At 75.6% G+C, this 20,376-nt stretch carries 15 protein-coding genes and 1 pseudogene; 3 read left to right on the forward strand and 13 right to left on the reverse strand.

Annotated features, from left to right (window positions below; genetic code table 11):
• Positions 1-142 precede the first annotated feature (142 nt).
• From DT057_RS01940 to gph, 5 genes are all read right to left on the reverse strand, one after another.
• A complete protein-coding gene (locus DT057_RS01940; protein ID WP_128560443.1) occupies positions 143-730 on the reverse strand; it encodes a L,D-transpeptidase in 588 nt (195 codons plus the stop codon).
• Between the two features lie 136 nt (positions 731-866).
• The gene (locus DT057_RS01945) at positions 867-1,841 is read right to left on the reverse strand and encodes an alpha/beta fold hydrolase (RefSeq protein ID WP_203236161.1); all 975 of its coding nucleotides are present in this window, start codon (positions 1,839-1,841) and stop codon (positions 867-869) included.
• A gap of 398 nt (positions 1,842-2,239) precedes the next feature.
• Positions 2,240-2,890 (reverse strand): L,D-transpeptidase, encoded by a 651-nt coding sequence (locus DT057_RS01950; protein ID WP_128560444.1) that lies wholly within the window; start codon positions 2,888-2,890, stop codon positions 2,240-2,242.
• 111 nt (positions 2,891-3,001) lie between these two features.
• A complete protein-coding gene (locus DT057_RS01955) occupies positions 3,002-5,086 on the reverse strand; it encodes a prolyl oligopeptidase family serine peptidase (RefSeq protein WP_128560445.1) in 2,085 nt (694 codons plus the stop codon).
• 202 nt (positions 5,087-5,288) lie between these two features.
• Positions 5,289-5,993, reverse strand: coding sequence for a phosphoglycolate phosphatase (gene gph, locus DT057_RS01960; RefSeq protein ID WP_128560446.1), 705 nt, complete (start codon positions 5,991-5,993; stop codon positions 5,289-5,291).
• 338 nt (positions 5,994-6,331) lie between these two features.
• Between gph and DT057_RS01965 the strand changes: the two genes are divergently transcribed.
• Complete coding sequence (locus tag DT057_RS01965) at positions 6,332-6,598, forward strand: hypothetical protein (protein ID WP_128560447.1); 267 nt, start codon at positions 6,332-6,334, stop codon at positions 6,596-6,598.
• Between the two features lie 322 nt (positions 6,599-6,920).
• Positions 6,921-8,654, forward strand: a complete 1,734-nt coding sequence (locus DT057_RS01970) for a sensor domain-containing diguanylate cyclase (protein ID WP_128560448.1) — start codon at positions 6,921-6,923, stop codon at positions 8,652-8,654.
• Between the two features lie 340 nt (positions 8,655-8,994).
• Here the strand turns inward: DT057_RS01970 and DT057_RS01975 are convergent, their stop codons facing one another.
• The 8 genes and pseudogenes from DT057_RS01975 to DT057_RS02010 form a co-directional block, all read right to left on the reverse strand.
• Complete coding sequence (locus DT057_RS01975) at positions 8,995-10,377, reverse strand: class II 3-deoxy-7-phosphoheptulonate synthase (RefSeq protein ID WP_128560449.1); 1,383 nt, start codon at positions 10,375-10,377, stop codon at positions 8,995-8,997.
• Between the two features lie 144 nt (positions 10,378-10,521).
• Positions 10,522-11,598 carry a fatty acid desaturase gene (locus DT057_RS01980; protein ID WP_238312675.1) on the reverse strand — a complete coding sequence of 359 codons (1,077 nt, stop codon included), beginning with the start codon at positions 11,596-11,598 and terminating at the stop codon, positions 10,522-10,524.
• Between the two features lie 467 nt (positions 11,599-12,065).
• Positions 12,066-13,463: a glutathione-disulfide reductase gene (gene gor / locus DT057_RS01985; protein WP_128560451.1), complete on the reverse strand. Its 1,398-nt coding sequence runs from the start codon at positions 13,461-13,463 to the stop codon at positions 12,066-12,068.
• A gap of 18 nt (positions 13,464-13,481) precedes the next feature.
• A complete protein-coding gene (locus DT057_RS01990) occupies positions 13,482-14,684 on the reverse strand; it encodes an O-antigen ligase family protein (protein ID WP_238312677.1) in 1,203 nt (400 codons plus the stop codon).
• Between the two features lie 4 nt (positions 14,685-14,688).
• The gene (locus DT057_RS01995; protein WP_128560452.1) at positions 14,689-15,255 is read right to left on the reverse strand and encodes a DUF2059 domain-containing protein; all 567 of its coding nucleotides are present in this window, start codon (positions 15,253-15,255) and stop codon (positions 14,689-14,691) included.
• A 178-nt stretch (positions 15,256-15,433) separates the two neighbouring features.
• Positions 15,434-16,105: pseudogene (gene rpiA, locus DT057_RS02000) on the reverse strand (ribose-5-phosphate isomerase RpiA); the annotation flags it as partial.
• A 183-nt stretch (positions 16,106-16,288) separates the two neighbouring features.
• Positions 16,289-16,735: a hypothetical protein gene (locus DT057_RS02005; RefSeq protein WP_128560454.1), complete on the reverse strand. Its 447-nt coding sequence runs from the start codon at positions 16,733-16,735 to the stop codon at positions 16,289-16,291.
• A gap of 251 nt (positions 16,736-16,986) precedes the next feature.
• Positions 16,987-18,003 (reverse strand): WcbI family polysaccharide biosynthesis putative acetyltransferase, encoded by a 1,017-nt coding sequence (locus tag DT057_RS02010; protein WP_128560455.1) that lies wholly within the window; start codon positions 18,001-18,003, stop codon positions 16,987-16,989.
• Between the two features lie 148 nt (positions 18,004-18,151).
• Here DT057_RS02010 and DT057_RS02015 point away from each other — a divergent pair, with 148 nt between their 5' ends.
• Positions 18,152-19,180: a GSCFA domain-containing protein gene (locus DT057_RS02015; RefSeq protein WP_128560456.1), complete on the forward strand. Its 1,029-nt coding sequence runs from the start codon at positions 18,152-18,154 to the stop codon at positions 19,178-19,180.
• Positions 19,181-20,376 lie beyond the last annotated feature (1,196 nt).

Genomic DNA, 20,376 nt, shown 5'->3' on the forward strand with positions numbered 1-20,376 from the left:
CGGCGCGCCGGGCTCGACCGGGCGCCGCGGCGCTGAGCCGCGCCCGGGCGCCCGCCCGCGGGAGAGCGCCTCCGCGCCGACGCGGGAGGCGGGCCGCAGCGAGGTCCGGGGCGTCCCGTCAGGGCCGCGCGGCCGGGTGCCGCTAGGGCAGCACCACGACCTTGGTGCCGACCTTGACCCGGCCGTAGAGGTCGATGATGTCCCGGTTCGTCATCCGGATGCAGCCGGACGACACCGCGGCCCCGATGGTCTCCGGCTCGTTCGAGCCGTGGATGCGGTAGAGGCTCGAGCCGAGGTAGAGCGCCCGCGCGCCGAGCGGGTTCTCGGTGCCGCCCGCCATGTAGCGCGGCAGGTCCGGGCGGCGCTTCAGCATCTGCTCCGGCGGCCGCCAGGAGGGCCACTCCTTCTTCATCGTCACGGCCTTGGTGCCGGACCAGGAGAAGCCCTCGCGCCCGACGCCGACGCCGTACTGGACGGCCTCCTGGTCGGGCAGGATGTAGTAGAGCCGCCTCTGGCTGGTGGAGATCACCACGGTGCCGGGCTTGTAGGGGCTGTTCCAGCCGATGGTCTGGCGCGGCACCCCCTGCTGCCGGAAGACGGTCAGGAAATCCGCGAGCGGCCCGCTCTCGAGCAGGCTCGCGGCGCCAGACGGCGCGGCGCCGGCCGGCGCGGCGCCGGCGAGCGCCAGAAGGACGACGCCGCAGAGCGGCGCCAGGTATCGACGGGTCATCTCCCCACCCCTGATTGCTGAAGGCGTGAGCGTCCGGATGGCCACCGCCTGCGGCAGGGTCAAGGCAGCCCCGCGCGTGGCGGCCCGGGTGACGCATCTCGGCCACAGGGGACGAGGGGCGCTCCCGCGCGCCGCGCTAACCCGGCGCGGGGTCCGGCGTCGGCCTGGCGCTGAGATCCTGCCCGGTCTCGGGGAGTGGCCCGGCGTCGGGATCCCGCCCGGCGCCGGGCGGCGGCGCCCCGGTCCGGGCCGGGGCCAGGAAGGCCAGGAGCGCCGCGTTGACGGCCGCCACCTCCTCGTGCTGCACCCAGTGCGTGGCCTCGGGGAACCAGCGCGCGCTGCCGGCCTCGCACAGGGCGAGGCTCGCGCGCGCGAGCCCCGTCTCGAGGGCCGTGTCCTTCTCGCCCCACAGCACCAGGACGGGGGGCCGGACCGGCGCGGGCGCGGCGCGGCGGGCGAGCCGCAGGGCGCGGTACCAGTTCAGCATGCCGGTGAGCGCGCCCGGCTGCCGCCAGGCCGCGGCGTAGCGGTCGAGGTCGGCCGGCGTAAAAGTGCCGGGCCGGCTGCTGGTCGCGAGCGCGCGGCGCAAGCCCAGGAAGCCGCCCGCCCGCAGGGCAGCCTCCGGCAGCCAGGGCAGCTGGAAGAGGCCGACGTAGGTGCTGCGGAGCGCCTGGCTCGGGTGGCGCCGCGCGTAGGCCCCGAACACGTCGGGATGGGGGGCGTTGAGGATCGCCGCGCGCTCGATCCGGCCCGGGTGCTGCGCGGCGGCCCACCAGGCGACGAGGCCGCCCCAATCGTGCCCGACGACGCTGATCCGGTCGCGGCCGTAGGCATCGGCGAGCCCGATCACGTCCGCGGCCAGCCGGTCGAGATGGTAGGCGGCGAGATCGTCGGGCTTGCTGCTGAGGTTGTAGCCGCGCTGGTCGGGCGCCACGACGCGCATCCCGGCCTCGGCGAGCGGCCCGATCTGGTGCCGCCAGCCCCACCAGAATTCCGGGAAGCCGTGCAGCAGGACGACCAGGGGCCCGGTCTCGGGCCCCGCCTCGGCGACGTTGAGGGTCTGGCCGCGGACGCGGATCGCCCGCGTGGCCGGCTCCGGGGTTTGCGTCACGCCCGCCTCCAGGGTTCCCGCGTCCCGGCCGCGGGCGCCCGGCCGCACCGGACCGCGTTCGGGCAGCCCGCATCGGAGTGCGATTGGATTGCGTCAAATACGACTGTTGTAAAAAAACGTCGCGCTTCTCACGCAAGGGCAAGGCTGTGAGAAATCGCTTGTCGCGCCGCGGGGCGTAGTTTTGCATTGCAGCACGGCGATGGCGTCGTCGTGTTGCAGCCCTCTTTGGGCGTTTCCTCCCTAGACTTGGGCCACACCTCGCGTGTGGCCTTTTTTCTTAGGTGCCGGCCGTCCTGTCAACGGCCAAGGCGCCAGGTTTTCGCCCAATGCGGGCAAGGCGCGATCATTTTTCGCTCAGCCCGGCGGCATGCCGGGTCCGGTCCCTGCGCGGCGGGACCCTACCAGGCGGGGTCGTAGGCCGGCACGTACGCGCTACCGACGGGCTGGAACCCAGGATCGTAGCCGGGGCGCACCCGCCAGGCGGGTTCGGCGCGCAGCGCAGGTCGGGCGCGTAGCGCGGGCTCGGCGCGCAGCGCGGGTTCGGCCCGGAGCGTGCGGCCGAGCCGCGCCTGCGCCGCGGCGGGTGCGCGCATCCGCTCCGGCGCCACCCGCCGCGCGAGCCGGGTCTCGTCCCCACCGATCACCACCCGGGTGCTCGACAGTCCCTCGGCCGCGACGAGCGCGTACAGGAGCGCGGCCTTGCCGGGCGCGAGGCGGACGCAGCCGTGCGAGGCCGGGCTGCCGAGCCGGCCGGTGTGCCCGCTGCCGTGGATGGCGTGGCCGCGCCCGGTGAAGAAGATCGCGTGGGGCATCGGCGCGTCGTCCCACTCGCGCGAGCGGTGATCGCGCACGAGGCGGGAGGGCGTGTAGGCGCCGCCCGGCGTGCTGTAGCCGGGCTGGCCGGTCGAGACCGGCCAGTCGTACAGGGCCCGGCCGTCCACCGCGACGTGCATGCGCTGGGTCGTCTTGTCGACCCTGATCAGCACCCCGGCCCCGGCCTGCGAGGCCCCGAGCGTGGCCAGGACCGCGAGGAGTACGGGAGCGCGCATGGCAGGGGCCTCTGGCGGATCGCGCGCGGGCCTCGCCCGGCCGCGCTCCGAATCGACGCGCCGCCGCGGCGCGGGTTCCGGCGCCCGACTACGCAGGGCGCGGAGAGCCGCTCACGCCCCCGCCACCTCCGGCTCCCAGCCGATGGAGCGGCGCAGGAACGCGGCGCCGAGGGCCGCGAAGGCCGCGGTCTCGGCGCTGTTCTTGCCGTGCGAGTGCCCGCCCGCCTCGGGCTCGTAGAAGCGGGCGTCGTAGCCCAGGCCCTGGAGCTTCGCCGCCATCTTGCGGGCGTGGCCGGGATGGACGCGGTCGTCCCGGCGGGTGGTGGCGATCAGGATCGGCGGGTAGGGCCGGCCGGCCTCCGCGGCGTGGTAGGCCGAGATGCGCTGCAGGAAGGCCCAGTCGTCCGGGTTCTCCGGGTCGCCGTACTCCGCCACCCAGCTCGCGCCGGCCAGCAGCCGCGGGTAGCGGCGCATGTCGATCAGCGGCACGGTGCAGAAGAGGGCGCCGAAGCGCTCGGGGTAGCGCGTCAGCATGTTGGCGATCAGCAGGCCGCCGTTCGAGCCGCCTTCCGCGGCGATGCGGCCCGGCCGCGTCACGCCGCGCCGCACGAGGTCGGCGGCCACCGCGGCGAAATCGTCGTGGGTGAGGGCCTTGCCCTCGCGCCGGCCGGCCTCGTGCCAGCGCGTGCCGAACTCGCCGCCGCCGCGGATGCTGGCGACCACGCGGGTGCCGCCCTTGGCGAGCCAGAGCCGGCCGAGGACGGCCGAGTAGCCGGCGAGGTTGGTGACCTGGAACCCGCCGTAGCCGGAGAGGTGCACCGGCGCCGCGCCGGTCTCCCCCGGCGGCCCCGCCTGGACGTAGGGGATGCGCTCGCCGTCCGAGGACACGGCCTCGTGCCGGGTGACCGCGAGGCCCTCGGCCTCGAACAGGGCCGGCGCCTGCTTCAGGAGCGTCGGGGCCGGGAGGTCGGCCCGGGTCATCAGCAGGGTCGAGGGCGTGACCGGGTCGTTGGCGGCCGCCAGGAGGTCGCCGTTCGACTCGTCCTCGTCGCCGTCGAGGGACCAGACGCTGACGACGCCGAGCTCCGGCAGGCCCCGGACCCGTCCCTCGGCCCAGCCGGCCTCCGACGGCGTGAACACGGGGAAGCGCGCCTTCAGGTCGTCGAGGACCGAGAGCACCAGCTGCCCGCCCGTCCAGAAGAAGCCCTGGAGCGCCCGGCGCGGCCCCGGGGTGAACAGCACCGCGAAGGTCCGCCCGCCCGCCAGGAAGGCGTCGAGCCCGATGCCCAGCACGCTGTCGGGCGGGTAGGTCTCGGCGCCGACGCTCCAGGGCGAGCGGGTGCGGATCGCCAGGAAGCCGCGGTGCCAGTGCGCGTCGGCGTCGGTCGGCACGTCGAGGCGCGCCCTCGGCCCGGTGCGGTCGCCGAGGTCGATGGTGCCGTCGAAGAAGCCGGTGCGCTCCACGAAGACGAGGCGCTCCGGCACGGCCCCGCGATCCGGGTAGCCGTACGCCACCATGCTGTCCTCGGAGGCCGAGAAGATCACCGGGGCCTCCCGGAGGTCGCTGCCGCGCCGCCAGAGCCGCACCGTGCGGGCGTAGCCGGAGCGGGTCGCCATCCCGTCGCCGAGCGGGCTCGCCAGCAGCAGCGTGTCGCGGTCGAGCCAGACCGGGATGTGCTTGCCCTCCGGCAGCGCGAAGCCGTCCGGCACGAAGGCCCGGCCGGCGAGATCGAACTCCCGCGCCACCGTGGCGTCGCCGCCGCCGCGCGAGAGCTGCACGAGGGCGCGGTCGTGCGCCTCCGGGAGGCTGACGGCGCCGCTCCAGACCCAGTCCGCGCCCTCCTCCCGCGCCAGCGCGTCGAGGTCGAGCAGCACCTCCCAGTCGGGGTCGGGGCCGCGGTAGGACGCCAGGGTGGTGCGGCGCCACAGCCCGCGGGGATGCTCGGCATCCTGCCAGAGGTTGTAGAGCCAGCCGCCGCGGCGGGTGACGCCCGGGATCTTGTCCGGCCGGTCGAGGGCGGCCTTCAGCCCGTCGCGGTCGGCGGCGTAGCGCCCGTCCGCGAAGGCCTCGAGGGTCGCGGCGTTCTGCGCCTCGACCCAGGCCAGGGCCCGCGCGCCGTCGATCTCCTCCAGCCAGAGGTAGGGATCATCGTCCGGGGCCGCGAGGGTCGGGCGGGCGTCTGGCTCTGGCGGCATCGCGGGGTCTCGCTTGCGGAGGGCTGCCGCAGCATCTAGCCCCGCCGCGGCCGCAATCCAGGGCACGGCCCGGCGCCCGACCGGCGGCGCGCGGCGGGCGCGGGAGCCGCGTCCGGGAGCGCCCGCGTCACGCGCGCAGGATCGCGGGTTCGCTCCCCGCCGCGCCCGCCGTGCAGCCGGTCCGGTGCCGGACGGGCCGACCTCAGGCGGCGCTGCGGGCGCCGGCCCCGAGGCGCGCGACGGCGTCGTAGAGCGCGTCGAAATGCTCGATGACGACGTCGGGGTCGAGATCCTCGACGGGCACGTCGGTGTAGCCGAACGGCACCGCCACCACCGGCACCCCGGCCGCCTTCGCGGTGGCGATGTCGGTGCGGGAATCCCCCACCATCACGGCGCGGGCCGGGTCGCCGCCCGCGCGGGCGATCGTCTCGGTCAGGTGGCGGGGATCGGGCTTGAAGTACGGGAACGTGTCGCGGCCGCAGATCGCCGCGAAGCGCCCGCCGATGCCGAGGAGGTCGAGGAGCCGGATCGAGTGCGATTCCGGCTTGTTGGTGCAGACCGCCAGCCGGTAGCCCGCCTGCTCCAGCCGGTCGAGGGCGGCCTCGACGCCGGGGAAGAGGTGCGAGGCGTCGCACAGGTGCTGGCCGTAATGGGCGATGAAGACCCGGAACAGCGCGTCCAGGCGGTCCGGCGCCAGCTCGCGCCCCGCCGCCGCGAAGCCCCGCTCGATGAGCGCCCGGGCACCGGCGCCGATCAGCTCCCGCGCCTGCGCCACGTCGACCGCCGGCAGGCCCTCCCGCGTCAGGATGACGTTGAGCGTGGCGATCAGGTCCCCGGCCGTCTCGGCGAGCGTGCCGTCGAGGTCGAACACCACGATGGGCGCGGGGGCGTGGGCGGAAGCAGGCATCGGAACTCGCTGGATCGAACGGAGCGTGGCCGGGCCCGGCGCGCCGCGTCCCGGCGCCCGCGCGATCGGGCCGAGCGGGGCCGCAGGTGAATCCCGTCGTCCTACCAGCCGCGGCGCGACCGCGTCGAGGAAAACCGCCTCACCGGCGGGAGATCGCGCGCCGATGTGTCCTTCCGATCAACGCCCCTGCCGGACCGCCGTAACCGCGGGCGTCTCCGGGCGAACCCGGCAGCACGGCACCGCGGGACGGCCGCGCGGGGCCGGCGGCGTGCGCGACGGGCTCCCCGTCCGCTCAGCGGCCCGCGACGGCAGGCCGGGCATCAGAGGGACGATCGATCATGCTCAAGCGGATTCTCATCGCGGGGGGCCTCGTGGCGGCGGGCGGCCTCGGCAGCGCCGTGGCGCAGGGCACCTTCACGGCCTGGGGCCACGAGTTCACCCTGTCGCCGTTCCAGGCGCAGACCCTGGAGACGGCGGTCGCCACCGACCGGGCGACCGGCCGCCGCCTCATGATTGTCAAGATGAAGGGGGGCAGGATGATGGCCCTGGTCTCGCCGCAGCGCATGCAGCCCGTGGGCGAGATGGGCGAGGACGACCCGATGTGAGGCGCCGGGACGGCGCGCCCGCGGGCGCGCCACAAAAGAACCCCGCCGGCGGGGGCACGGCGGGGCTGTTCAGAGTGTCGCTTGTTGAAGCCACCCGATGCTACTCGGGCCGGACAGTTTGTCCAGTGTATTTCCGGGATGATCCCGTGCAACGCGCCGGCCGGGCGACCGGCGCCGGCCGGCCCGGCTCCGCGTCCGGCGGGCCCGGCCCCGGCCGTGGACCGGGGAGAGCGGCGTTGGCGCGCAATTGAGCGAAGTGCTGAACGCTTTGTTGGCGGGCCGGAGAGAGAACGGGCGGCACCGTCGGGGGAACTGAGTGCCCGTGCCGCTCGCGAGTCGCCTGCGCTTCGAACACCAGCTCGCCGCCCTCGTCGGCCTGCTCTGCCTCGTCCTGGTCGGGACGACCGCCGGGGGGGCGATCTGGATCGAGCGCCGCGCCGCGATCCGGCTGGTCGAGGCGAACATGGCGCAGCTCGCCGCCACCATGGCCTCCATCCTCGACGGCGCCCTGCGGGAGCGTTTTCGCGAGGTGCAGACCCTCGCCGGCCTCGAACCCATGCGCCCGCTCTGGCACGCGGCGCCGGCGACGGTGCGCACGGTCCTGGACGCGCTGCACGTCTCGCAGCCGGACTACGCCTGGATCGGCTTCGTCGGGCCGGACGGCACCGTGCGGTCCGCGACGCAGCGCCTGCTGGAGGGCGCCTCGGTGGCGGGCCGGCCCTGGTTCGCCGCCGGCCTGCGCGGCCCCGCCCTCGGCGACGTGCACGAGGCGGTGCTGCTCGCAGGCCTCCTCGGGCGCGGCGGCGAGGCGGAGCCGTTCCGCCTTGTCGACCTCGCGGCCCCGGTGCGCGACGCGGACGGGGCCGTGACCGGCGTGCTGGGCGCGCACCTGAGCTGGGCCTGGGCCGAGACCGTGCGCCGCCGCCTGCTCGCTCAGGAAGCCCCCGGGGACGGGACCGAGATCTGGATCCTCGACCGGACCGGCCGCGTGGTCCTCGGCCGCGACCTCGGCTCCGTGCCGTTCCCGCCCGCCGAGGTCGCGGCCATGGCGGCCCGGGACAGGGGCGCGCTGGCGGCCGGGACGCTGGGCGAGCCGCCGGGCGAGCCGATGCTCGCGGGCTTCGCGGTGGCGGGCGCGTCGGCGTCGCGCCGGGGAGAGGGCGCGAGCCTCGGCTGGATCGTGGTGGCGCGCCGCCCGGCCGCCCTCGCCCTCGCGCCGGTCGGCGCCGCGGTGCGGGGCCTTTCGGCCCTCGCCGCCGCCGTGGCGGCGGCCGGGATCGCCCTCGCCTGGCTCATCGGGCGGAGGGCCGCGGCCCCGCTGCGGCAGATGACCCTGGCGGCGGACCGCATCGGGCGCGACCCGTCGGCCACCATGCTGCCGCGGCTGGGCGGCGCCCGGGAGTTCGTGGCCCTCTCGGCCGCCCTGCGCTCGCTGCTGCGGCGCCTCGGCGTCGCCGAGCGGGAGCTCAGCGCCGCCGAGGCGCGCTCGACCCTGTCCACCGCGGCCTACCGGCGCGAGATCGAGGCCCTGCGCCTCGCCGTCGGCACCGATTCCCTCACGGGCCTGCTCAACCGGCGCGGCTTCACGGCCCCGGCCGAGGAGGCCTTCGCGCAGGTCCGCTCCGCGCGCCGCGGCGTCGCCGTCCTAGTGGCCGACATCGACCACTTCAAGCGGGTCAACGACGTCCACGGCCACGCCGCCGGCGACGCGGTGATCCGCTCCGTGGGCAATCTCCTGGCCGAGACCCTGCGGGCCACCGACACGGTCGCGCGCTTCGGCGGCGAGGAGTTCGTGGTGCTCCTGCGCGGCCTCGGCGCCGAGGAGGCCGCGGCCGTCGCCGGGCGCCTGTGCGCCGCGGTGCGGGCCGCCGCCACGCTGGACGGCCCGCACCGCATCGCCGTCACGATCAGCATCGGGGTCGCGGTGGCCGGGCCGGAGGATGCCGACATCCAGGCGGTCATCGCCCGGGCCGACGCCGCCCTCTACGCCGCCAAGGCCCGCGGCCGCGACGGCATCAGCGTGGCGGCTCATGCCGCCATCGAGCGCGCGGCGTGAGCGGGCACGCCGCCGTCGCGGGCGGCGGATGCCGGCCCAAGGTCCCGCCGGAGCCGGGGCCCGCCCGCGGCCGGCCCCTCGCCGGCGTTGCTCAGCGGAACCGAGTCGTCACCGCCTCGTTTCTCCTTCGAACAAGTATTCGTGAACGATGGAGGCGTCGATGATGAAGGGTGGGCTTCTGTGGTTGATCGGGATTCCGTTGCCGATCATCCTGATCCTGTTCTTCCTGGGCTATCTTCACTGAGACGACTTCGCCGGGATTCGGCGAGGTCGGTCGATCAGCGGGCCGGGGCGACCCATCGTCGTGATGGCGCCCCGGCTCTTTCGCGGTGGGGCGCGCCTACTCGGCCGCCTCGATCCGCGGCCGCTCGTGGTCCTTGCGCTCGCGCTTGACGAGGTCGGCCGTCAGGAACGCCACCTCGAGGGCCTGCTCGGCGTTGAGGCGCGGGTCGCAGTAGGTGTGGTAGCGGTCCTGGAGGTCCTCGGCCGTGAGGGCCCGCGCGCCGCCGGTGCACTCGGTGACGTTCTTGCCGGTCATCTCGAGGTGGATGCCGCCCGCGTGGGTGCCCTCCGCCCGGTGGACGTCGAAGAAGCCCTGGATCTCCTTCATCACCCGGTCGAAGGGGCGGGTCTTGTAGCCGCTCGCCGTCACGGTGTTGCCGTGCATCGGATCGCACGACCACACCACCGTGCGCCCCTCGCGCTCGACCGCCCGGACCAGACCGGGCAGGTGCTCGCCGACCTTGTCCGCCCCGAAGCGGCAGATCAGGGTCAGGCGGCCCGCCTCGTCCTGCGGGTTCAGGAGGTCGATGAGCCGGACGAGGTCGTCGGGCCGGAGCGAGGGGCCGCACTTGAGGCCGACCGGGTTCCTGATCCCGCGGGCGTACTCGACGTGGGCGTGGTCCGCCTGCCGGGTGCGGTCGCCGATCCACAGCATGTGGCCCGAGGTGGCGTACCAGTCGCCGCTCGTCGAATCGACGCGGGTCAGGGCCTGCTCGTAGCCGAGCAGCAGCGCCTCGTGGCTCGTGTAGAAATCGGTCTGGCGCACCTCCTGGTGCGTCTCCGGGTTGATCCCGATCGCCCGCATGAAGTCGAGCGTCTCGGTCATGCGCTGGGCCAGGTCGGCGTAGGCCGAGGACTGGGGCGAGTCCTTGACGAAGCCGAGCATCCAGCGGTGCGCGTTCTCCAGGTTGGCGTAGCCGCCCGTCGCGAAGGCGCGCAGCAGGTTGAGGGTCGCGGCCGACTGGCGGTAGGCCTCGACCTGGCGCCGCGGATCGGGGATCCGCTCCTCCTGCGTGAAGCCGAGGCCGTTGACGATGTCGCCCCGGTAGCTCGGGAGCGCGACGCCGCCCACCGTCTCGGTCGGGGACGAGCGGGGCTTGGCGAACTGCCCGGCGATGCGGCCGACCTTCACCACCGGCGAGCCGCCCGCGAAGGTCAGGACCAGCGCCATCTGCAGGAAGACGCGGAAGAAATCGCGGATGTTGTCGGCCGAGTGCTCGTCGAAGCTCTCGGCGCAGTCGCCGCCCTGGAGCAGGAACGCCTCCCCGGCCGCCACCGTGGCGAGGCTCTTCCTCAGCTTGCGGGCCTCGCCCGCGAACACCAGGGGAGGAAAGCTCGCGAGCTGGCGCTCCACCGCCTCGAGGGCCGCCGCATCCGGATAGTCCGGAACCTGCTGGATCGGCAGCCGCCGCCAGTTCGAGGGGGTCCAGCGCTCGCTCATCGTCCTCTCCTGCACACCTCGTCCGAGTCCATGCGCGCGGGCGCGCCCGGGGAGCCGGGCTTATAGGGCGGTTCGGCGGCGGAAGCGAGGGGACCCTCGCGGCGTCAGGCGGCGCGCGGCTGCGCCGCCTCGCGGGCCGGGGTCTCAGGCGGCGCGGAGCGTCCGCAGGTGCGAGAAGCCGACGAGCTTGCGGGTCTCCTCGTCCCAGAGGGCGAGCCCGAGGCAGCCCAGGCTCTCGCGCAGCGTCAGCCGCCCGACCCGCCCGAGCGCGGCGTGGCCGTCCAGGCATTCCTGGAGCCGGTAGTTCGGGATCCGGCTGTTGAGGTGGTGGACGTGATGGAGGCCGACGTTCCCGGTGAACCACTGCAGGATCGGCGGCAGGACGTAGTAGGAGCTGCCGCCCAGGGCCGCGTGGTGCAGGTTCCAGTCGGCGGCATCCTCCCACACCGTCTCCTCGTACTGGTGCTGGACGTAGAACAGCCAGCCGCCGATCCAGGCCGCGACGCAGATCACCGGGACGAACACCCAGGCCACGGGCCCGAGGCCGCCGGCGGCGTAGGCCAGGACCGCGACGACGGCCGCGAGGCCGAGGTTGAGGGCCAGCACGTCCCGCCACGCGCTGCGCCACGGCAGGCCGGCCCCGGAGGGCAGCCGCTGCAGCACGAGGAAGTTCAGGGGCGAGCCGAGCACGATGAGGATGAGCGGGTTGCGGTAGAGCCGGTACCGGAGGCGTCCCCAGCGGGTCCGGTCGAGGTACTCCCGCACCGTCAGCGTCTGGATGTCGCCGGTGCCCCGGCGGCTCAGGTCCCCCGACGAAGCGTGGTGCAGGGCGTGCGCCCGCTTCCAGCTGTCGTAGGGCGTCACCGTCAGGAGGCTCAGGGCGCGGCCGAGCCAGTCGTTGGCGGCCCGCGAGGGCAGGAACGACCCGTGCCCGCAATCGTGCTGGATGATGAAGAGCCGGACCAGCAGCCCCCCGGCCGGCAGCGCGAGCGGGAGCGCGAGGGCCCCGTACCCGTGCGCGGCCGCGTACAGCAGGGCGGCGCACAGCGCCAGGTAGGGCACGAGGGTGTTGGCGAGCTGCTGGAATGCCGCCGAGGGCAGCGGGTCGCGGTAGGCGGTGCAGTGGCGCACGAACTCGCGGGCGAGGTCGGCGACCTCGTGCCGGGCGCTCCTCTCCGGGCCCGGGCCGGTCGTCGCTGTGGGGGATGCGTCGTGTGTCACGGTCGGGTGTCGCTTCCATGGTCTGGGCGAGGCGGGTGCGGCGCGCGGGGCGCGCCGGGCCATCCGCGGAGGGGCGGGAGGCGATACCCCGGAGACCGCCCCGCGGGCCGCACCCGCGGAGCGTGCCGCCGCGGCCGCTGTCTCAAAGATCCGCACGGTCCGGCCGGCCGGTCCGGATCCCCGGCCGCCGCGAACATTGCGAAATCACCAAGAGATGATCGGGACTTAGGCCGCTCTGCCAGGCCGCTTTGATCGCCAAGATGTAGCTTGAGCACGCAGTTCCTGAGGCGTCCGAGACCGTCGGGGACGATCTACTGTGGTTCTCGATCATTCTCAAGGAAAAGCCGAGATCTCGCGGGGTTCCCTGCCGCGATGAATGTTCTCACCGCGCGGCCCTGGCGAGCGCCCGCGGCCCTGGCGAGCGCCCGCCCCGCAGGCCCGGGTTCCAGGGCGCGGGGCCGCGCCGTTCAGCCCACGGCCACGGGCTGCTTGACCACCGCGGGCGTGCGCATGGTCACGAGCTCCTCGCTGGCCGTCGGATGGACCGCGATGGTGCGGTCGAAATCGGCCTTGGTAGCGCCCATCGTCACGGCGATGCCGACGGCCTGGATGATCTCGCCGGCGTCGTGGCCGAGGACGTGGACGCCCACCACCCGGTCGCTGGCGCGCTCGACCACGATCTTCATGAGGACGCGCTCGTCGCGGCCCGACAGGGTCGCCTTCATGGGCCGGAAGCGGGCCTCGTAGACGTCGATCTCGCCGCAGAGCCGGCGGGCCACCTCCTCGCCGTGGCCGACGACGCCGATCTCCGGCGTGGAGAAGACCGCGGTCGGGATCAGGGCGTGGTCGACCGCCCAGGGCCTGCCGCCGAACACCGTGTCGGCGAAGGCGTGCCCCTCCCGGATGGCGATCGGCGTCAGGGCGGCCCGGTTCGTGACGTCGCCGACGGCGTAGATCGACGGCACGGCGGTCTGCGAGAAGCGGTCGACCGGGACCGCCCCGGCAGCGTCGAGGGCGATGCCGACCCGCTCGAGGCCCAGGCCCGCGACGTTCGGGCGCCGGCCGGTGGCGACCAGCACCTGGTCGACCTCGATCACGCTGCCGTCGTGCAGGGTCGCGGCGATCGCGCCGCCGCGCCGGTCGAGGCGGTGGACGGTGGTGCCGAGGCGCAGGTCCATGCGCTTGGCGTAGGCCTCGCCGAGAGCCTGCCGGATCTCGCCGTCGAAGCCCCGGAGCAGCCGGTCGCCCCGGTGCAGCAGCGTCGTGCGGCTGCCGAGCGCCGCGAAGATGCCCGCGAACTCGACCGCGATGTAGCCGCCGCCGACCACCAGGATGCGCGCGGGCAGGCTCTCGAGCTCGAACACCTCGTTCGACGTGATGGCGAGCTCCGCGCCCGGGATCAGCGGCTCCTTCACCGGGTGCGCGCCGACCGCGACCAGGATGGTGCGGGCCCGCACCCGCTCGCCCGACCGCACGAGGCGCACCGTGTGGGGGTCCTCGATCACGGCGCGGTCGGCGATCACCTCGACCCCGGCGCGCATCAGGTTGGTGTCGTAGATGCTCTCGAGCCGGGTGACCTCGGCGTCCCGGCGCGCCCGCAGGGTGGCCCAGTCGAATTGCGGCGGCGCGACCTGCCAGCCGAACCCGGCGGCGTCCTCGAACTCGTCGGCGAAGCGGCCGGCATAGACCATCAGCTTCTTCGGCACGCAGCCCCGGATCACGCAGGTGCCGCCGACGCGGTACTCCTCGGCGAGGCGCACCGTCGCGCCGTGGCCGGCGGCGATGCGGGCCGCGCGCACGCCGCCGGAGCCGCCGCCGATCACGAACAGGTCGACGTCGAAAGTGTCGGTTTCGTCTCGGCTCATGGTGGTCCCCGCTCGCCCTCAGGCCGTCGTCATATGGGGCGTCGCCCGCAGCCAGGCGACGGCCGCGCCGACGCCCGCGGTCCACCAGGCCTGCCAGGCGCCGTGCTCGACGAAGGCCACCGCGGCGCCGGCCGCGAGCAGGCTCAGGGCCGCGGCGCGGGCCGGGAGCGGCCAGCGGCCGAGCGCGCGCAGCGTCAGGACCAGCACGATCCCGGCGAGGCTCGCCCCGACCACCCCGAGCTCGGCCCAGACCTGCAGGAAGCTGTTGTGGGGATGGCCGACGCCGAGCAGCACCCGCATGTCGGGGTCGAGGGCGGCGGCGACCGGCGTCGCCTCGAAGCGCCCGCTGGTGCCGTAGCCGGCGCCGCGCCAGGGATCGGCCGCCACCGCGGCGCCGAAGCTGCGCGCGATGGCGACCCGGGCCCGCGTGCTGCTCGCGGCGAGGCGCTGGTGGAGGGCCTCCGGCATGGTGCGGGCCAGGACGTCGCCCTCGACGGGCGCCAGCACCAGGGCGCCGAGGAGCCCGGCGCCGACGAGGGCGAGCCCGGCCCGGGCCGGCAGCCAGCGCACGAGCCCGTAGGTCACGCCGGCCACCGCGAGGCCGAGCACCGCCGCGCCGCTCGCCGAGCGCCCGGCCGCCGCCGCGCAGGCCGCGAGCGCGAGGAGCGCGAGGCCGCGGCGGCCGCCCCGGGCGAGGAAGGCCGCCAGCGGGATCACCAGCAGCATCAGGGTGAGGACCGGGCGGTTGAACACGAAGGCCGCCACCCGCAGGCCGAGCACCTTCTGGACGACGAGGCCGGCGGCGAGGTCCGCCACCACGTAAGCGCAGGCGGCGAGCAGGCACGCGAGCGCCGGGCGCGCGACGGACGCGAGCCGGGGCGGCGCGAGGCGCGCCACCAGGGCCGCGCCGGCCAGGGCCGGCAGGAACTCCGACAGGGTGCGCAGCGAGAGGCCCGGCAGCGGGCTCCAGGCGAGGCTCAGGACGCACCAGGCCAGGAAGGCGAGGCTCGCGAGGCCCGCCGGCGTCGCGAGCGGGCGAAGGAGCGCGGCCGCGGTCGCCCGGCGGTCCTCCAGGAGCCCGGCCGCGAGGACGAGGAGGCCGGCGAGCCCGACCACGAGCGGGCTCGAGCGGTTGGCCGCCGCCATGCACAGCGGCAGGGCGGCGAGCACGAGGGCGCCGAGGCGCCCCAGGCGCCGGGGCAGCGGCGCGTCGGAGGGCACCCGCCTACTGCAGCTGGTGGCCGCGCTTGCCCATCTCGGCCCGGACCCGGACCATCATGTATTCCGAGACTTCCTGGGTCCAGGTCTGCATCGACTGGACCATCTCGTCGAGGATCTGGGGCTGGGTCTCGACGTAGCGCTTGCCGGCCGGCGAGCGGAAGAACGCCGCGATGTCGCGAAGCTCCGCCTCGCTCAGCTTCGAGGCGTAGATCCGCGAGGCGATGTCGATGATGCGCTGCTTCTGGAGCTCGAGCTCGGGCTGCATCTTGTCGATGACGTCGCCGAGGTCCTTGTTCAGCTCCGGCCGGGTGACCGCCGCCTGCTTGATCTGCTCGCCGAAGGCCGGGAGGATCGAGTCGAACGAGCGGGCGATGCCGGAGGAGAGCATCACCTCGCGGGCGAGCGCGAAGTGGCTCGGGCTGATCCCGTCCCTCTGGGGCGCCGCCGGGGCGGCCGGGGCCGGGGCGGGCGCAGGGGCGGGCGCGGCCGGGCGCTGCTGGGCCGCCGCCGGGGCGGCCAGGAGTGCGGCGAGGACGCCCGCCAGGAGGGCTGGGGAACGGCGCGGGGACATGGGGGAAGCTCCGGGGTGGGTGTGGCCGCCGAGAACCGGAGGCGCCGGGATCGGGGCGGGAGGCGGCTCGTCAGACCGTCCCGAGGAGATCGAGGCGGGGCGCGCCCCCGCCGGGCGGGGCCGCCTCCCCGGGGGAGCCTGCCTCCCCGCGGGAGGCCGCCTCCCCGAAGGAGGCAGGCTCGCGGGAGGCCAGGATCGCGCCGGTGGCGAGGCCGAGGAACAGGCCGTGCTCGACCACGCCCGGGATCGCCGCGAGCGCGTGCGCCAGGGCGTCCGGGTCGGGGATGCGGCCCAGATGGGCGTCGAGGATCAGGTGGCCGCCATCGGTGACGAGGGCGGACCCGTCGGCGGCCTGCCGCAGGGTGAGCGCGCCCGCGCAGCCGGCCCGGGGGAGCGCCGCCTCGACGGCCCGCCGGGTCGCGCCGAGACCGAAGGGCACCACCTCGATCGGCAGCGGGAAGCGCCCGAGGACCGCGACCCGCTTGTCGCCGTCGGCGATCACCACCATGCGGCGGCTCGCCGCCGCCACGATCTTCTCCCGCAGGAGGGCGCCGCCGCCGCCCTTGACGAGGCGCAGCCCTGCGTCGATCTCGTCGGCGCCGTCGACCGTCAGGTCGAGCTCGGGGGTCTCGTCGAGGGTGGTGAGCGGGATGCCGGCGGCCTGCGCCGCCGCGCGGGTCGCCTCCGAGGTCGGCACCCCGATGACGGCGAGGCCCTGGCGCACCCGCGCCCCGAGCAGTTCCACGAAGAAGGCCGCGGTCGAGCCGGTGCCGAGCCCGAGCCGCATGCCGTCCGTCACGAGCGCGACCGCGCGGGCGGCCGCGGCGCGCTTGAGGTCCTGGGTGCTCACGCGGGGCCCCGGCGGGAGCGGCGCGGATAGGGGTCGGGCGGCATGGCGTTCGCTGCGGTTGCGTCTCTCGAGGGCCGACGGGCCGGCTGAGCCCTCGGCCTCGAGGGCCGAGTGGCCCCTAGCACGGGGCTGAAGGAGGCGGAAGCGCCGTCCCGGCCGCGCCCGCGGCGACGGGCTGGCGCCTCACGGCTTCGGGGCCGGCGCGGCGCCGCCGGTGGCCACCCGGCCGCCCGCCTCGCCGCCGCCCGCATTCGCCTGCGGGGTGCAGACGACGGCGTCGTCGAGCACGTAGCAGATGCTCATCGCGCCGGTGCGCTGGTTGACCCGGAAGACCCCGGCCTCGCGCAGGTGGCGCGAGGCCACCAGGCTGTACTCCGAGGGCGCCTGGGGCCCGGCGCCCTCGCCGGGACCGAAGCAGAGGGTCGTCCCGATGGTGTTCTCCTGCAGCCCGTACTGGCAGGAGATGACCTCGCCCGTGGCCTTGTCGACCCGGTAGACCCGGTTGAGGTCGGCCTGGGGCGCCGGCACGAACTCGAAGGAGGCGGCCCGCGCCGGCAGGCCGGCGGCCCCGACCGCGAGGGCCGCGAGGGCGAGCGCCCCGCAGCCGCGAAAACCCGTTCTTCCGCGCATGGCGCGCTCCTTTGGCGCATCGTCCGACGACGCGCAGGCCGGTTCGCCGCGGACGCGGCGGCCCGATCGGACGCCCGGATCCCGCGGTGCCGGGCTCGGCGAGGGGACCGAATCACCGGGACGCCGCGTTATAGCGCAGCCCCCGAACCTTGAGCGCGGCAGGCGTGCGGACCCGGGCACGGCACCCGCCGGTTGCAGCACCGGCGTGCCCCCGGGGCCACAGGGGGCGGCATGCCCGGGGCGTGAGGGCGTCAGGGCGCTCCCGCGTGCGCGCGCAGGAAGGCCCGGGTCGCCGGGTCGGTCCGCCAGGCGCTCACCCGCGGGCAGACCAGCACGTCGCGCAGGTGCCGGGCGTAGGCGGCGTAGCTCCGGGCGATGAACTCGGGCAGGGCCATGGTCCGGGCCGGGCCCGTCCGGCGCGTCTCGGACTTGAGGAAGAGTGCGCTGCCCTGGACGCCGTAATGCTCGGCGATGGCGGGGTAGACCGGGAAGGTGCCGGCGCGGATCAGGTCGTCCGCCAGGTAGCTGTCGAGGTCGCAGGCCCCGTAGGCGATCCCGGCCCGCTCGAGGAGGCCCCGGGCGAGGTCGGCGGCGACGTGGACCTTGGGATGGTTGTTCGCGTGCATGAAGCAGCCCCGGCGGCTCCAGCGCACGAGGTCGGCGTCGAGGTCGTAGCCGACCTCCCGCCCGAGGGCGAGCAGCGTGGCGACGGAATCGTTCCAGAAGTCGAAGTAGCCGAGGTGCCGGTAGACCGCGGCGTCGAACAGCGCCTCGGTCCGCGCCGGCGCCAATCCCTCGAGGTAGCCGAACAGCGCCAGCGCCGAGTGCGCGTGGCCGAGGGGTCCCACGATCAGCCCGTCCCGCCCCGGCTCCCCGGGCTCGCCCACCATCACGAGGTCGGGGTGGAAGGCCGAGAACACGATGGTGGGGATCGTCACCAGGTTGGTCTCGGCCCGCAGGCCCGCGAGATCGCCCCCGTCCCGGAACCGCGGCAGCCAGGTGTTCGAGAACACCACGTCGTGGCGCCGCCCCTCCGCCGCGAGGTCGGCGAGGCGCGGGTAGCGCCGCGCGGCCGCGAAGGCCGACACGAAGGTCACCTCGGACCCCGGGACGAGCAGCCGCATCGCCTCCGCGATGGCGCCGCCCTGGCAGATGCCCACGACCATGATGCGGGGGGAGCCGGTCGGGCCGGCGCGGCGGCGGCGCGCGGCGGCGAGGCGCGACTGGACGGCCCATCGCGCGCCGTGCAGAACGTCGGGAAGCGGCATGCGGCCTTCTTGCATCATCCGCAAGGCAGGACAAGCCGAGCCGCCGCGCGGGCGCCATGCCGCTGGCGCCGATCATTCTTTCGCCGCGAACCGGGGCTCAGCCTCACCCCCGCGCCCCCGCGCCGCGAGACCCCGACGAGGAGCCGCCATGCCGTCGAACCCCTACGCCGACCTGCCGGCGGAGCGCTCCTGGCGCCGCGCCGTCGTGGCGACGCCGCCCTTCGCCCTCGACCCGACCCGGCCGGGCGACTTCCGCCTGAGCCGCACCGAGCGCATCGCCACGGCGGGGAGCTGCTTTGCCCAGCACGTCGCCCGGGTCCTGCGGGAGTCGGGCTACACCTTCTACGTCGCGGAGCCGCCGCGCCTCGCCGGGAGCGAGGCGGAGGACAATTTCTCCGCGCGCTACGGCAACATCTACACCACGCGCCAGCTCGTGCAGCTCTTCGACCGGGCCTTCGGCGCCTTCACGCCGCGCCTCACCGCCTGGGAGCGCCCGGACGGCCGCTTCGTCGATCCGTTCCGGCCCCGCATGGAGCCGGACGGGTTCGCGAGCCCCGAGGCGGTCGCGGCGGCGCGCGACCGGCACCTCGCCCAGGTGCGGACGCTGTTCGAGACCCTCGACACCCTGGTGTTCACCCTCGGGCTGACCGAGGGCTGGCGCGACCGGCACGACGGCGCCGCCCTGCCGCTGGCGCCCGGCGTCGTGGGCGGCACCTGGGATCCCGCGGAGTACGGCTTCGTCAACGCGGGCGTCGCCGAGATGGTCGGCGACGTCACGCGCTTCGTCGACGGGCTGCGGGGCGTGAACCCGCGGGCGCGGGTGATCCTGACGGTCTCGCCCGTGCCCCTCGCCATGACGTACGCCGAGCGGCACGTGCTGGTGGCCAACGCCTACAGCAAGGCGGCGCTGCGGGTCGTGGCCGACGAGGTCGCGGCGGCGCGGCCGGACGTGTTCTACTTCCCCTCCTACGAGATCGTCACCGCGCCGACGACCGTCGGCCGCTACTTCTCGGAGAACCTGCGGGCCGTGACGCCGGCGGGCGTGGCCCACGTCATGCGCTGCTTCATGGCCCACGCCCAGGAGGGCGACCGCGCCGCCACGGCCGCCCTCGACATCCGCTCCGAGGCGATGCGGACCTCGCAGGTCATCTGCGACGAGGAACTGCTCGACGCGTGAGCCCCCGCCGGCGGGTCACCAGCCGGTCGTCCGCCGGCGGGTCACTGGCTGGTCTCCGCCGGCTGCGCGCCGGCGTCCCGGGCGCGGGCCTCCTCCTCGGCCCTGAGCCGCGCCGCCTCGGCGGCCGCGGCCTGCTCGGCCCTGAGCCGCGCCGCCTCGGCGGCCGCGGCCTGCTCGGCCCTGAGCCGCGCCNCGCCTCCTCGACGGCGCGGGCCCGGTCCATCTCCAGGCGGCTCTGGCGCCGGGCGCGCTCGTTGCGGTCGGCCTCGATCGTCTCGATCTTGTCGAGCTCGCGCTGGAGCACCACGGCGGCGAGCAGGTTGCTGAGCGGCACGACGTCGACCTCCCGCACCGGCCGGGCAAGGGGCCCGGCGAGCGCCAGGCCGAGGGTCGGGGGCGGCGCCGTCCAGGCGCGCGGGGTCGCCTGGGCGGTCAGGGTGCCGCGGGCGTCGAGGCGCAGGGTGCGCAGGTCCACCTGCACGAGACCGCTCCAGGACGAGGGGCCGAGATCGAGCGCGAGCGACCCGGTGCGCAGCACGCCGCCGACGAGGGAGGCCGGGACCGCGACCGGGCCCGGGACCGACAGGGGGCCGCGCGCGAACTCCTCCGCCACCACGCGCTCGACGCGGCCGGCGCGCAGGGGGTCCTCCTCGGCGAGCAGGCGGCCGAGGGCCCGGTCGACGGCGGCCGGGTCGAGGTCGCGCACGCCGAGGCCCGCGAGCTCGAGCCCGCCGCTGCCCGCGAGGTTGCCCACGAGGGCCGCGACGCTGTCGCCGGCCGCGCCGAGGCGCAGGCGCAGGCTCGCCTGCCCGCGGATCGCGTCGCCCCCGACGAGGGCCTGGATCGAGGCCGCGGTGAGCACCCCCTCCCCCGCCACGGTGGCCTGGTCGCCCTGGCGCGCGAGGGTCGCGGTTCCGGTGAGGCGCCCCCCCGCGAGGCCGGCCTCGAAGTCGCGCAGGGTCAGGCCCTCGGGGCCGACCGCGAGGCCGAAGCGCGCCCCCTCCGCGACGAGGCCGCGGCCGAGGTCGAGCCGCCGGGCCGCCACCGCGAGGCGCGCCGGGGGGGGTGCGGGCGCCGGGCCGAAGCGGCCCGCGGGCCAGGGCTCGGCGCCGGCCGGGCCCTGGCCCAGCACCAGCGCCGAGGCGAGCCAGGGCAGCGAGAGCCGGTCGAGGCTCGCGCTGCCCGCGAGGGGCCCG

It is taken from the genome of Methylobacterium crusticola (genome assembly GCF_003574465.1).
In the GTDB taxonomy this organism is placed as follows: Bacteria; Pseudomonadota; Alphaproteobacteria; order Rhizobiales; family Beijerinckiaceae; genus Methylobacterium; species Methylobacterium crusticola.